Origin of the sequence: Polaribacter vadi, assembly GCF_001761365.1 — a bacterium.
Classification (GTDB): Bacteria; Bacteroidota; Bacteroidia; order Flavobacteriales; family Flavobacteriaceae; genus Polaribacter; species Polaribacter vadi.
Genome location: NZ_CP017477.1, coordinates 1053892 through 1066980 on the forward strand (window position 1 = coordinate 1053892; position 13089 = coordinate 1066980).

A 13089-nucleotide genomic window follows, 5' to 3' on the forward strand; every position below is an offset into this window, starting at 1 on the left:
AGACATTTTTTATTATTTTGAAAAATAAGTATTCACCAATTCTAAAACACTTTCTACACTTGGCATATTTGCAACTTCAACTGTATCAAAATGTTTTCTTGCTACTTGTGCTGTAGTTTCTCCAATACAAAAAGCTACTTTTTTTGTATTATTTTCTTGTAAATAACTTTCAATTCCTGAAGGGCTATAAAACAAAACTCCCGAAATTTCATCACTTAAAGTCTCTGGACTTAACATTGTTTTATAAGCTTCAACTTCATTTACAACAATACTATGCGTTTTTAAATAAGCTGGTAAAATATCCATTCGTAAATTACTACAAAAATAAGTAACTTCTTTATTTTCTAATTCTTTTGATAAATATTCAGCTAACGTTTTTGCATTTTTTGCAACCTTGGTAACTTTCCCTATTCTGTTTTCGATTAGCTTTTTAGTTCTTCTACCAACACAATAAATATTCTTAAATTTTAATTCGTTTTTAGTGAACGAGTTTAAAACTGCCTCTACTCCATTTTGACTCGTGATAATTACGTTTTCAATTTCGTTTTTTATCACTTTAGCAGGAATTCTATTAAAACGGATTTTAATAAAATCGCTATCTTCTATCCCAATTGCTTCCGATAAAGTTTCTTTTTGAAGTTCAGAAAGTTTCTTTGTAGAATAAATGGAGGCGATTTTAGATTGATTTTCATCATCCTCTAACATCAGTTCTTTTCCACCTCTATTAATCACATAATCTGCACAATCTTTTGCTAAAAATTTATGATTACCAAGTTTGGCAGTTTTTTCTACTTTTATCTTTTTAGAACCGTCTTTACTTAATAAAACACCTTTAAAATTAACCTCTTCAGTTTTTGAGTTTACGTAGGCTAAAGCACCAATTGGAGCTGTACAACCACCTTCTAGCAATCGTAAAAACTCACGCTCAACACCAACACAAACTTTGGTTTCATGATGGTTTAATTGCTCACAAGCATCTAATACGAAATTATCTTTTTCTAAAGCAGTAATCATAATTGCACCTTGTCCAGGAGCAGAAATCATCCAAGAAAGATCTATAGCTCCTTCAGGATTAATACCTAATCTTTCTAATCCTGCAGCTGCAAAAATTGCTCCATTCCAAGTTTCACTATCCTCTAACTTTTGCAAACGTGTGTTTACATTTCCTCTTAAACCTTCTACTTTATGAGTTGGGTATCTGTTTAACCACATGGCTTTTCTTCGCAAACTTCCTGTTGCAATAATTCCATTTGGTGTTCCAAAAAACTCTTCATTTCCTTTTAAAACTAAAACATCGTTATAATTACCACGTTTTAAAACGGCTGCTTGCACAATACCTTCTGGCAAAGCTGTTGGCACATCTTTTAAGGAATGTACAGCTATATCAATATCACCATTTAACATAGCAATATCTAAAGATTTAGTAAAAACGCCTGTAACTCCAAGCTCGTACAAAGGCTTGTCTAAAACAATATCTCCTAAAGATTTTATGGGTACTAAAATAGATTCGTAGCCAAATTCAGCTAATTCTGTGCGCACTTTATTTGCTTGCCAAAGAGCCAATTGACTTTCGCGAGTTCCTATTCTAATTATTTTTTGCATTGGTTTGTTGTTAAGATTGAAAAACCTTATTAATTACTTCTAAACTTTGCGAAACAGATGTTTTATCATCCTTTAAATGTTTTACAAATTGAGTGGTTATTTTTTGAATAAAACGCGAAGTTAAAATTTCTGCTTGATGTTCATCAAAATCAGTGATTTTTTTCTTCTGAAAATTAATTTCGTCGTTTTTAATATTTTCTAATGATAATTTTAAAGCGGCAATTGCTGGTGTAAATCTTCTATGATTTAACCAACTATTAAATTCTAACTTATGTTTTGCTATAATTGCTTCTGCAAGCGGAATTTCTTGTTGACGAACTGATAATGTTTCATCTGTAATTTTAGAAAGCTCATCTACATTTACCAAAGAAACCCCCTCAAAATCAGTAACATTTTTAGCGACATTTTCTGGCATTGATAAGTCTAAAATAAGCATTTTTTTGTTTGCAGCAATATGTTCTTTTGTAATTGTAGGCTTGTCTGCACCTGTAGAGACAATTAAAACATCTGCTTTTGCAACTTCTTCTGATAAGTTTTCTATGATAGATTTCCTAATCATAGCATGGTCCTTAATAAATTCAGTTGCTTTTTGCTCTGTTCTATTAATTAAACAAACCGATTTATTTTGCGTGTATTCAGCTAAATTTTTACAGGTATGTTTTCCCATTTTACCTAATCCAAAAACTAAAATGTTTTTAGAATTATAATTTGGTAAATTTTTTACGATATATTGCACTGCAGCATAAGAAACAGACGTTGTTCCTGAACTTAATTTTGTTTCGTTTTTAACCCTTTTACTTGCTTGTAAAACGCTATTTATTAACCTTTCTAAATAGCTATTTGTGGTATTGTATAATTTTGCTAATTTAAAAGATTGTCTTAATTGACCAACAATTTCATAGTCTCCTAAAATCTGACTTTCTAAACCTGTACCCATTCTAAACAAATGATCTACAGCTTCCTGATTTTTATAAACATTAGAAATCGATGCAAATTCTTCTACAGAACCTTCAGAAAAATGACACAATAATTGAATTAATTGGAAAGGATGTTCTGCAAAACCACAAATTTCGGTTCTATTACAAGTTGATAAAACAAAAACACCATCAAAGTCTTTAGCCTTTGCCATTTCTAACAAAGCAACCTGATTTTGTTTCGATAAAGAAAATTTACCACGAGTTTTAGCGTCGGCTTTTATATAACTGACACCAATATTGTAAAAATGAGTTTTCGTAGTTTCTTGCATAAACTTAAAAAGTTGGTCAAAAGTAAAAACTTAATCCATAAAAAAACATCGCTAAAAGTACTTTTAATAACGTTGTATGTTTTTTAGTTAATTTTTAATAAATAAACTTACAGAAAACCTTATTTTTGTTGTTGTGTAAGGATTTACATGGATTTTATATAGAACGATTCTAAATAGAAACAGATTGATTAAATTTATTTTTTATGTTTAAAAATGTCGGAGAAAGTACACTTGATGAAATAACGCTTGAAAAAGGCTTTTATGTTCTTCATTTTCAGAACGAAAGCAATGAGGTTTTAAATTTTGAGCGCGAAATTAATAGCACTTTTATACAAATGCACTTTTGTTTACGAGGTAATTCTAAATTTTTATTTAATAATGGTTCTTATTCTTTTGATGTTTTAGACAATAGATCTATTCTATTATATAACCCACAGAGAACTTTACCTATTAATTTAGAAATTCAACCAAAAACAACCTTGCTTTCTATCTTAATTTCTATCGAAAAATTCCATTCTTTATTTTCTAAGGAATCTGGTTATATTCCTTTCTTAAGCAACGAAAATAGCAACAAAAAATATTATGATGATGCAGAAATAAAACCAACAGTTAGTATTGTTTTGCAACAAATTATCAACTCAAATATTAATAGTTCTATAAGAGAACTATATGTAAAAGGTAAAGTTTACGAATTATTGAGTTTACATTTTCAAAAAGATGAAACTGCAGAAGGTGAATATTGTCCTTTTTTGGTTGATGAACAAAATGTTCTTAAAATTAGAAAAGCGAAGGAAATTATCATCTCAAGAATGGCTGAACCACCAAGTTTACAAGAATTAGCGAATGAGATTGGTTTGAACATCAAAAAATTAAAAGAAGGTTTTAAACAAATTTATGGAGATACTGTCTATAGTTTTCTGTTCGATTATAAAATGGAACATTCAAGAAGATTGCTAGAAACGAATCAATATAATGTAAATGAAGTTGGTTTGCAGGTTGGTTATAGCACCTCAAGTCATTTTATTGCTGCTTTTAAAAAGAAATTCGGCACAACACCGAAAAAATATGTAATGAGTTTACAGAGTTAGAAGTTAGAAGTTAGAAGTTAGAAGTTAGAAGTTAGAAGTTAGAAGTTAGAAGTTAGAAGTTAGAAGTTAGAAGTTAGAAAAAAATATAGAATTTGAAACAGCTTTCGCACGAAAACGTAGAAAATACGCAACAAAAGTTTCCGATAACTATTGTTTGTGATGCAATTAGAACACCTGAAAACATTGGAATGTGTTTTAGAATTTCAGAAAGTTTTGGAGTGGAGAAAATTTATTTTCACGAAAATTCGCCATCCGTAGAAAACAGAAAAGTTATCAATACTGCAAGAAATACAATCAACCAAATTGCTCATGATTATTATAACGATTTTAACTCGCTAATTAACAATTTAAAAGACGAAGGCAATACAATTATTGGTATAGAAATTACTGATAAAAGCATCAATATTCAAGATTTTAATTTTAAAAATCATGAAAAAATCGTACTACTTTTGGGTAGTGAAAGAAATGGAATTGAAAATGTAGATTTAGTAGATTTTACAATTTCAATACCCATGTATGGCAGAAATTCGAGCATGAATGTAGTGCATAGTTTGGCAATTATGCTGTATGAAGTTACGAATCAGATGTCAGTAAGCAGTAAGCAGTAAGCAGTAAGCAGTAAGCAAAATGAAAAATATAATTATTCTTGTATTTCTTACAGTTTCTTTGAATTTATTCAGTCAAGAAATTATTACGATTAAAGGAAAATTATTTTTTTCTGAAGAATTTTATAGAAATTTCTCAAATCTTTTAGTTAAGATTGATGATGCTGATGAATATGTTAAAATTGAAGAAGATGGAATATTTGAAATTAAAACATCAACTAAAAAAGAGAATTATAAATTGATTTTTTCATACGGAAGTATCAAATTTAAAGAATACAATTATAAATTTGAATGGACGAAAAGATATAAACCAAAATCTATTTCTTTAGCTGAAAATTGTAGAATCAATAAAAATATTGCGCAAGAAGATTTTAGAGAGAAAAGAAAATTAAAGCTTTACGTTTATAATAAATTAGACACTTTAATTTTATCAAAAAAAGACAAAAGAGTTCAAAAGAAAACAAATAGTGAATTTGTAAAAATGTCTTATGAAGATTTAAATAAATTTGAATGTATATCAGATTATAATAAACGAGTTTTTAAAATTTTATATTTATCAGGGAAAGTCAAGTTCTTGAAAAATTTGAGAAAAGATGTAATTAGTTACAATTATAGATATAATAGATAATAAAGTTCTGAAATAAAAATCAGAATAAAACATAAAAATAAAACCTGAAACAAATTCAGCAAAAGATGAAAGGAGTTTTACTTAACAATTTAGGATCACCAGACACAACTAATGTTAATGATGTAAAAACTTATTTAGATGAGTTTTTAATGGATGAACGTGTAATTGATATTCCATACTGGAAACGTTATGTTTTAATTAAAGGAATTATCTTAAATACAAGACCAAAAAAATCTGCAGCAGCTTATAAAAAAATTTGGTGGGATGAAGGCTCTCCTTTAGTGGTAATTTCTGAAAGATTTACAGAAAAATTAAAAAAGAAAGTCGATATTCCTGTAGAACTTGCCATGCGTTATGGATCTATGACTATGGAACAAGGTATTAAAAACCTAGTTGATAAAGGCGTAACAGAAATATTTTTAGCACCTTTATATCCTCATTATGCAATGTCTTCTTACGAAACTGTGGTTGTAAAAGCTGAAGAAATTTTGGCAGAACATTATCCACATGTAAAATTAGATACATTGCCTCCTTTTTATAACGAGCCAGATTATATAAAAGCAATGAGTAATAATATTGCAAATCATTTAGAAGGTTTTGACTATGATCACATTTTATTCTCATATCATGGAATTCCTGAAAGACACATCAAAAAATCTGACCCAACAAATTCGCACTGTAAAATAGATGGTTCTTGTTGTGAACGCAATTCAGTTGCACATCATACTTGTTATAGACATCAATGTTTTGAAACTACAAAAGCAATTGCAAAAGAATTAAATTTAGAAGAAGGAACCTGGAGTAATTCTTTTCAATCTCGTTTATTAAAAGATCCTTGGTTAAAACCTTATACAGATTTTGAGTTGGAGAAATTTCCAGAACTGGGAAAGAAAAAATTAGCAGTAATTACCCCTGCTTTTGTATCTGATTGCTTGGAAACTTTAGAGGAAATTGCCATGGAAGGAGAAGAGGATTTCTTTAAAGCTGGTGGAACAAATTACAAACACATACCTTGCATGAACGATAATGACGATTGGGTTGATGTGATGAAAAACTGGATTTATGATTGGAAAATCAGCAGTTAAATTTTAAATAATTTATGAATTCCATTTAATTATTTGAAGCTATTTCCTGCTTTCCATTATATCTTTTTATGCTGAATTTATTTCAGCATCTGTTCTTATTTAAAAGCTAATTTATTTAATTTAGCAGATATAGAATCTAGTTCAGCATAAAAAGGATGTCATTTCAATCAGGGCTAAACCTGTTTGCAAACAAAAAGTATAAACTAAAATTTTTTTTTTTAATCTATGGATTTTTTATACGTAAAAGCATTACACATCATATTTGTGGTAACTTGGTTTGCTGGGTTATTTTACATACCTAGATTGTTTATTTATCAAACTGAAGCCGAAGACAAGTTAGAACCTGCAAAATCAATTTTACAAACACAATATAAGTTAATGACCAAACGTCTTTGGTATATTATTACTTGGCCTTCTGCAATTTTAGCCAGTATTTTTGGCATTTGGATGCTTATTCAAAATCCATATTATTTATCAGAACCTTGGATGTTGGTAAAAATAGCATTTGTTTTTGCGTTGTATTTTTATCACGGATTTTGCCAAAAGATCTATAACAAACTTCAGAGAGATATTATAAAATACTCCGCTTTTAAATTGCGCATTTTCAATGAAATTTCTACCATAATCCTTTTTGCAGTTGTTTTTTTAGTTACTGTAAAAAGTGCTATCAATTGGATTTGGGGAGTTGTTGGTATTATCCTTTTTGGCATTTTAATGATGTTAGGCATCAAACTTTATAAAAGAATTAGAGAAAAAAATTCTTGGGAAAAAACTGAAAAAGAGATTTTAAATGCCCCAAAAGATGAAAATAAAAAAACTTTGTAATTAAAATTATACTATTTTAAAAACATATAAATCTTCTTTTTATTATTTTTCTAATAGGCAAATAAAACAACAGCATAATTCCTGAGAGCCATTGTTAAAGGTAGATAAATAACTATGAACATCTTCGTCTGTTATTCTTAATCAGCTTTCAGCTAAATTATTCCTGGCTGCAATTCAAAAAAATCCAAAAACATAATTATTTTCTTTAGCTATTTAATAAATATCTAAAAAAAACTGTTTGATGATTAATATCATATTGTTTGTTATAAATGATGATTATTTTTAAAAATAAAAAATCAACTTATGAAAAACATTCTCTTACTCACAGATTTTTCGAAAAACTCAATTAATGCCATTCGCTATGCTTTAAATTTATTTGAAAATGATATATGTACTTTTCATATTCTTAATGTAAGAAGTCCTTCTGGATATGCTGCTGTAGATTTAATTTCTGCTGATCATGAAAGTATTTATGATAATGTTATTAAAAAAACTAAGCATAAGATTTATAAACTTATTGTTAAATTAGAAAATGAATTTGAGAATAAAAACTTTTCTTACGATACTCTAGTTAGTTATAACGATTTTGTAGCTGTGATAAATCAAATAAAAAAAATAAAAAAAATTGATTTAATTGTAATGGGCACTAATGGTGCTACTGGTGCAAAAGAAGTTATTTTTGGTAGTAATACTATAAATGTGCTAAGAAAAGTTAATTGTCCAACATTAGTTATTCCTGAAGGATGCATCTATAAACTACCAAAAGAAATACTTTTACCTTTAGATATATTAGATTCTTTAAGCGGAAATGCATTTAAAAAGCTTTTAGTTTTTGCAAAAAACTTTACTAATACATTACATATTTTAAGAATAAAACCTACTAATGAAATTTCTATAGAAGAAAAAAATGATAAAGAAAACATCAGTAAATTCTCAAAAAAATTATCTTTTAAATATTATAGGATAAGCAATGTACCAATGCAGTATGCAGTAAGTTTTTACATGCAAACGCATTCTATAGATTTAATTTCGTTATTAGTGGAAAAGGAAAGTTTTTTTGACAGATTTTTCACAGGCTCTTCCACCACTAAAATAAGTTATACTATTAATAAACCTTTACTAGTTTTCCATAACTAAAAATTTATAAATTAGAACTTATACTCACAATTCCAATTACTAGAATAAGTAAAAGTACAATAACTCTAAACTGTTCTTGAGAAATTTTATCTAATAATTTTTTACCTATCCAAGTACCTAAAATACTAACAACTATAAGTATTGGTACTAAATATAAATGTTCTTTATGCATATATCCATTAAAATAGTAGATAATAGATCTACTAAAATCTACACCTAAATCGATTATTGCAGAAGTAGCAATAAACTTATTTTTATCCATCTTAAAAGCGGCTAAAGTTATACCTCTAATGGCGCCTCCAGTTCCTAAAAGTCCTGCACTTAATCCAGATAATGAACCACCAACAATTGCATTTTTTTTATTCGGATTTATTTTTAACTTTTTAAAAATCAAAAAAAGAAGACTTAAAAGAATAAGAAAAATACCCAAAATATAAGTAAGTATTTTAGGATCTAAAAACTTGCTAAAATAAGCACCAACTGACACAAACAAGATAGCAGGAATTCCTAAATTTAAAACGATTTTTTTATCAAAACCTTTTTTAAAAATAGCTATTTTACTTGCATTACTTGATAAATGAAATAAGGCTGTAATTCCTAAAACTGACTGAAAATCGAAATAAAAATTAGCTATAGGTACAAAAAAAACAGAAGATCCAAAACCACCAACAGTTCCCAAGACTTCTGCTATTAAAGAGAGTATTATAAAAACAGGTAAATATCTTGAGAGCATCAATAAGAAATTAATCGTTTAATTTATAGTTTTACTTTTAGTAATTTCTTCATCCAATAATTTTTGATTGATTAGTTTTTCATCCTCTAAAACAAGCAGCATAAGGTTTACATAATCATAAACGGTTTCTTGTATTGATTCTGGATTTATAATATCTATATACCCTTTCCAGATTAACTCACTATCTTTTGTTGGACAAATACAGTACAAAGATGTTTCTGCATGATATACTTTATATTCATTATAATATTCTGGATTGTAATAAATATCTTGATACTTTAAATAATCGTCCTTAAATCTTCTATTAGTTTTCTGTAATTTATAATAACTTTCTTTATAGGCAATTTTATCTTCTACACCTATCACTTTTGAAAACAAAACAGTGTCAAAACCATCATCTGTAAGTTTTTTTTCGAATTCTTTTAATTCTTCTTTCGTCATTTTTTCTGTTCTTAAAGAAGGGTCAAAAATTTCTATACTCATTATCGCATTTATTCCTCGTAATTCTAATTCGTTCTTTACATGCTGTTCAAATTTTAATCTTGCTACTGTATCTTGCGTCATTCCCACCACTAAAACTTTGTCTGCTGTATAAGATTCAACATTTGGACTTTTCCAACTATCTGTCAACTGTGTAGTTGTACAATTTATGAAAAAGAACATCATAATTAAAAATAAGTAGCGTCTCATAATTTTGAATTTTAATAAATTAATTATTCAAGCAAGCGTTTTTGTTTTCCAGTTTTTTTGATATCTTTTATAATATCAAACAGTTGAATTTTAAGTAATTTGTAATCTTTTAAAAATTTATGAACGGTTACTGTTAAATGTTTATGTTCATTTTTGTATCTCTCTTCTTCTTTTGGTTGATCAATTCCATCAACCAAAATTTTAAGGTTATTTTTGTGATTATTTACTAGCTTAAGAAGTGTTTCATTTTCTTTCTTAAAACTACTTATTGTTTCAATAACTTTTTTATTTTCCTTAAAATGCTCTTTGTCAATTAATTGAAGTGTAAATGATTTTATTAAATCTTCTAAAAAGAGATGTTCGTCTTTTACAAATTCTAATTCAGATAACCATTCTTTAGAATTACTATGCATATCATCTGCACTTAACCATTCAATAAGTTTTATACTTCTATCTGTGTGTGTTGTTTTCATGATATTATTTTTTTAGATGAAAAACAGAAAGTAATCCCCTATTACTTCCTGTTTAAAAAGAAGTTTTATACAACCTCTATAATTTTTTTTCCTGCTTTCTTTTTTAAGCAGGTTTAAGTTTAAAATTCCGTTTTTATAAGTTACTTTTATCTTTATTGGTTCAAGGAAATAAGCTATTTTGATTTATTTTAATTAGTGACATATACATAAATTTAAGATTAAACTATGTTTATAATTGCTATACTAAATTAGTTATTTAAGCTGCTTTTTAAAATGATATATATCAGTTTGTTATAAAAAGAAGAAACAGTTAGTTTTCAATCATTACATCTTGAAAATATTCAATCATTTGTAATTTTAAGGCCGTAATTTTAATTAAAAAATTATGAATTTTTAATTCTAAAGTATCAATTTCTTTAATAAAGAAATTATCGCAAAATAAATCATCACACTCCACTTTTTTATCAATTTGAAATAATTGCACACCTATCTCATTTAACAACAATTTATTGGTTTCTGCAGTTTGTTTAAGTTCATTTTTAAAACCTTCTAATTTTTCAAATAAGTTTAGTTTTTCCGATTGATAAATTGGGGCATTTAAAAGTTTTTTGTAAAATTCTTGCTCGATAATTAAATTGCCAAAAGTTTCTCTTTGTTGAAGTAGATTGTACTTCAACTCTTTAATACTTTTGTCTGTATTAAAACTTTTATATTCGTTTTTAGTTTTCATAAGTATTATTTTAAATCATAATTTCTTCAATATCATTTAATTTTGGAATGGTAACATTCCATTTGTAAGTATTTTTTATTTTTACACGAAATGCATCTAAAGAAGTAGGTTCTCCATGAATTAAATATACTTTTTCTGGGATGTTTTTTATGGAGCTCATCCAGTTTAATAATCCTTTTTGATCTGCATGAGCAGACAAACTTTCAATCGATTTTATGGTTGCTTTCACTGGGTAATATTTTCCGTAAAAACGGATTTCGCTTGCACCATCTTGTAATTGTCTTCCTCTTGTTCCTTCAGCTTGATAACCAACCAATAAAACAGTTGTAGCAGTTTCATCAATTAATTGTTGTAAATACGTAAGTACTCTTCCACCTGTAACCATACCACTTCCTGCAATTACAATTTTAGATACTTTGTTATCAATTGTTTCCCAAGTTTCTCTATACGATTGTATAATATTTATGTGATTGCACATGGAATTGTATTCAGATTCGGAAAGTTTATGCCATTTAGAAAAACGCTTAAAAACGTCTAAAACGTTATTTCCCATTGGACTATCTACATAAATAGGAATATTAGGTATTTTATTTTCTTTATATAATTTCCAAAGTACATACATGAGCATTTGCAAACGTTCCACAGCAAAACTTGGAATAATGAGATTTCCTTTTTTATCAATTACTTCTCTAATTATTTTTGTTAAAACAGCTTCAACATTTTCTTCAGGGTGTAACTTGTTACCATACGTGCTTTCTATAAAAAGAAAATCTGCCCATGCTGGTTTTTTAGGATTGTCTAATAAATAATCATCAGTTCTACCAATATCACCAGAAAACACAAATCGTTTGCTGTATATATCTAATTCTATAAAAGTTGCACCAATAATATGTCCATTATATTGAAATCTATACTTAATATTTTCTGACAATGAAATCCATTTATCTTCTTGATTTGACTCGAAAAAACTAATGGTTTTCTCTACATCTTTTTTAGTAAAAAAAGGCAATGCAGGCTGATGTTTTGTATATTTTTCTTTATTTGCCTTTTCTGCTTCTTCTTCATAAATTTTAGCACTATCATTAAGAATAATTTCGGCAATTGCTAATGTTGGTGCAGTTCCTATAATTTTTCCAGAAAAACCTTGTTGTACCAATCTTGGTAAATAACCAACATGATCTAAATGTCCATGCGTTAACAAAACAACATCAATTAAAGAAGCATTAAAAGACAACTCTTGCCAATTTTGTTCTCTTAATTCTTTAAGACCTTGAAAAACACCACAATCTATTAGGATTTTTTTTTCTTGTAAATCAATCAAAAATTTTGATCCTGTAACAGTACCAACTCCGCCTAAAAAATGAATTTTTGCTAACTGTGTCATATTAATATTTTTTATAATTACATAATTGTTCTAACTCCTCTAAAATTCTTTTTTTACGGCTTTCAGAAATACCTAAATGATCTAAAAAAAATACATCTCCAATCAGATCTCTACACAAAACAATTTCTCTGCTTAACAAAAACTGTTTTTCTCTGTTTGTAAGTAATGTGGAAGTGGTAATAGGATACAATCCAAGTCTGTCTATTCGATCTTTTAGTCCATCATTTTCTGGATAATCCCAACTCAATAAGTACAACCCAATACAGTTACCAAATTTTATGGCATCTTCTGTAAAACGTGTATTTGTAACTACCCATCCTGGAGTTAGAATCGTGTTATTTTTTTGTTAGTATCCCAATGTGTTTTTATATCTTGATATCGTGAGTTTATATATAAAGGAACTTTTACATTGCAGTTATAGCCTTGTTGACTATGAAATTTACACTCAATAACCGTTGTTTCATTATTTTTATGAGCGATTACATCTACCTCATGAGAGACACATTTTCCTTGAAGTATTTTACCGACTTCTGTAACGTAACCTGAATTTTTTAAAACAGCACTAATAAAATATTCAAAAGGAAAACCTGTTGGACCTAGCTCATAAATTGCTTTTTTAAGCTTGTATTTTGAGGCTAAATAACTATTCTTTTTTTTGAGTAATACAAACGCTCTGTTATAAATTTCTTTTGTAGAAATTCCTTGATACAATTCATCTCTAACTTTATCTAAAATTTTATTTATTGTATCTTCATCTGCTCCAGTTCTTTTTAGAGATTTACTTAATTTATGTAAAGAAAATTTTACTTTTTTTCCAGAAGATTTTACAATATCTATATCTTGATTTTCCATACTAGCTAAAA

General features: G+C 27.7%; 13 protein-coding genes and 1 pseudogene. 6 read left to right on the forward strand and 8 right to left on the reverse strand.

The features are described 5' to 3' along the window. Positions 1–12: 12 nt before the first annotated feature. Both hemC and hemA read right to left on the reverse strand, forming a co-directional pair. Positions 13–1602, reverse strand: a complete 1590-nt coding sequence (hemC, locus tag LPB03_RS04710) for a hydroxymethylbilane synthase (protein WP_065319033.1) — start codon at positions 1600–1602, stop codon at positions 13–15. Positions 1603–1612: 10 nt separating this feature from the next. Beyond that, positions 1613–2848, reverse strand: a complete 1236-nt coding sequence (gene hemA / locus LPB03_RS04715) for a glutamyl-tRNA reductase (RefSeq protein WP_065319032.1) — start codon at positions 2846–2848, stop codon at positions 1613–1615. Positions 2849–3051: 203 nt separating this feature from the next. Here hemA and LPB03_RS04720 point away from each other — a divergent pair, with 203 nt between their 5' ends. The 6 genes from LPB03_RS04720 to LPB03_RS04745 all read left to right on the forward strand — a co-directional run bounded on the left by LPB03_RS04720 (position 3052) and on the right by LPB03_RS04745 (position 8216). After that, the gene (locus LPB03_RS04720; protein WP_065319031.1) at positions 3052–3936 is read left to right on the forward strand and encodes a helix-turn-helix transcriptional regulator; all 885 of its coding nucleotides are present in this window, start codon (positions 3052–3054) and stop codon (positions 3934–3936) included. 92 nt (positions 3937–4028) lie between these two features. Then, on the forward strand, positions 4029–4544 hold the full coding sequence (locus LPB03_RS04725; protein ID WP_065319030.1) for a TrmH family RNA methyltransferase: 516 nt from the start codon (positions 4029–4031) through the stop codon (positions 4542–4544). 19 nt (positions 4545–4563) lie between these two features. Continuing rightward, positions 4564–5169 (forward strand): hypothetical protein, encoded by a 606-nt coding sequence (locus LPB03_RS04730; protein ID WP_065319029.1) that lies wholly within the window; start codon positions 4564–4566, stop codon positions 5167–5169. Positions 5170–5234: 65 nt separating this feature from the next. Then, entirely contained in the window at positions 5235–6254 is a 1020-nt protein-coding gene (gene hemH / locus LPB03_RS04735; protein ID WP_065319028.1) for a ferrochelatase, read from the forward strand. A gap of 225 nt (positions 6255–6479) precedes the next feature. After that, a complete protein-coding gene (locus LPB03_RS04740) occupies positions 6480–7079 on the forward strand; it encodes a CopD family protein (RefSeq protein WP_065319027.1) in 600 nt (199 codons plus the stop codon). A 303-nt stretch (positions 7080–7382) separates the two neighbouring features. Then, positions 7383–8216 carry a universal stress protein gene (locus tag LPB03_RS04745; protein ID WP_065319026.1) on the forward strand — a complete coding sequence of 278 codons (834 nt, stop codon included), beginning with the start codon at positions 7383–7385 and terminating at the stop codon, positions 8214–8216. 4 nt (positions 8217–8220) lie between these two features. Here the strand turns inward: LPB03_RS04745 and LPB03_RS04750 are convergent, their stop codons facing one another. The 6 genes and pseudogenes from LPB03_RS04750 to LPB03_RS04775 all read right to left on the reverse strand — a co-directional run bounded on the left by LPB03_RS04750 (position 8221) and on the right by LPB03_RS04775 (position 13078). Then, the gene (locus tag LPB03_RS04750; RefSeq protein ID WP_065319025.1) at positions 8221–8949 is read right to left on the reverse strand and encodes a sulfite exporter TauE/SafE family protein; all 729 of its coding nucleotides are present in this window, start codon (positions 8947–8949) and stop codon (positions 8221–8223) included. A gap of 18 nt (positions 8950–8967) precedes the next feature. Further along, on the reverse strand, positions 8968–9639 hold the full coding sequence (locus LPB03_RS04755) for a hypothetical protein (protein WP_065319024.1): 672 nt from the start codon (positions 9637–9639) through the stop codon (positions 8968–8970). A 23-nt stretch (positions 9640–9662) separates the two neighbouring features. Next, positions 9663–10112, reverse strand: coding sequence for a hypothetical protein (locus LPB03_RS04760; RefSeq protein ID WP_065319023.1), 450 nt, complete (start codon positions 10110–10112; stop codon positions 9663–9665). 310 nt (positions 10113–10422) lie between these two features. Then, positions 10423–10842, reverse strand: coding sequence for a hypothetical protein (locus tag LPB03_RS04765; RefSeq protein ID WP_065319022.1), 420 nt, complete (start codon positions 10840–10842; stop codon positions 10423–10425). A 10-nt stretch (positions 10843–10852) separates the two neighbouring features. After that, positions 10853–12226 carry an MBL fold metallo-hydrolase RNA specificity domain-containing protein gene (locus tag LPB03_RS04770; RefSeq protein WP_065319021.1) on the reverse strand — a complete coding sequence of 458 codons (1374 nt, stop codon included), beginning with the start codon at positions 12224–12226 and terminating at the stop codon, positions 10853–10855. 1 nt (position 12227) lies between these two features. Continuing rightward, a pseudogene (locus LPB03_RS04775) lies at positions 12228–13078 on the reverse strand (ATP cone domain-containing protein). Positions 13079–13089: the final 11 nt, after the last annotated feature.

Coding starts and splice junctions, on each gene's coding strand:
- LPB03_RS04745 (WP_065319026.1), top strand. CDS start 7,383: ATGAAAAACATTCTCTTACTCACAGATTTTTCGAAAAACTCAATTAAT.
- hemC (WP_065319033.1), bottom strand. CDS start 1,602: ATGCAAAAAATAATTAGAATAGGAACTCGCGAAAGTCAATTGGCTCTT.
- LPB03_RS04760 (WP_065319023.1), bottom strand. CDS start 10,112: ATGAAAACAACACACACAGATAGAAGTATAAAACTTATTGAATGGTTA.
- LPB03_RS04720 (WP_065319031.1), top strand. CDS start 3,052: ATGTTTAAAAATGTCGGAGAAAGTACACTTGATGAAATAACGCTTGAA.
- LPB03_RS04755 (WP_065319024.1), bottom strand. CDS start 9,639: ATGAGACGCTACTTATTTTTAATTATGATGTTCTTTTTCATAAATTGT.
- LPB03_RS04740 (WP_065319027.1), top strand. CDS start 6,480: ATGGATTTTTTATACGTAAAAGCATTACACATCATATTTGTGGTAACT.
- LPB03_RS04750 (WP_065319025.1), bottom strand. CDS start 8,949: ATGCTCTCAAGATATTTACCTGTTTTTATAATACTCTCTTTAATAGCA.
- LPB03_RS04770 (WP_065319021.1), bottom strand. CDS start 12,226: ATGACACAGTTAGCAAAAATTCATTTTTTAGGCGGAGTTGGTACTGTT.
- hemH (WP_065319028.1), top strand. CDS start 5,235: ATGAAAGGAGTTTTACTTAACAATTTAGGATCACCAGACACAACTAAT.
- LPB03_RS04765 (WP_065319022.1), bottom strand. CDS start 10,842: ATGAAAACTAAAAACGAATATAAAAGTTTTAATACAGACAAAAGTATT.
- LPB03_RS04730 (WP_065319029.1), top strand. CDS start 4,564: ATGAAAAATATAATTATTCTTGTATTTCTTACAGTTTCTTTGAATTTA.
- hemA (WP_065319032.1), bottom strand. CDS start 2,848: ATGCAAGAAACTACGAAAACTCATTTTTACAATATTGGTGTCAGTTAT.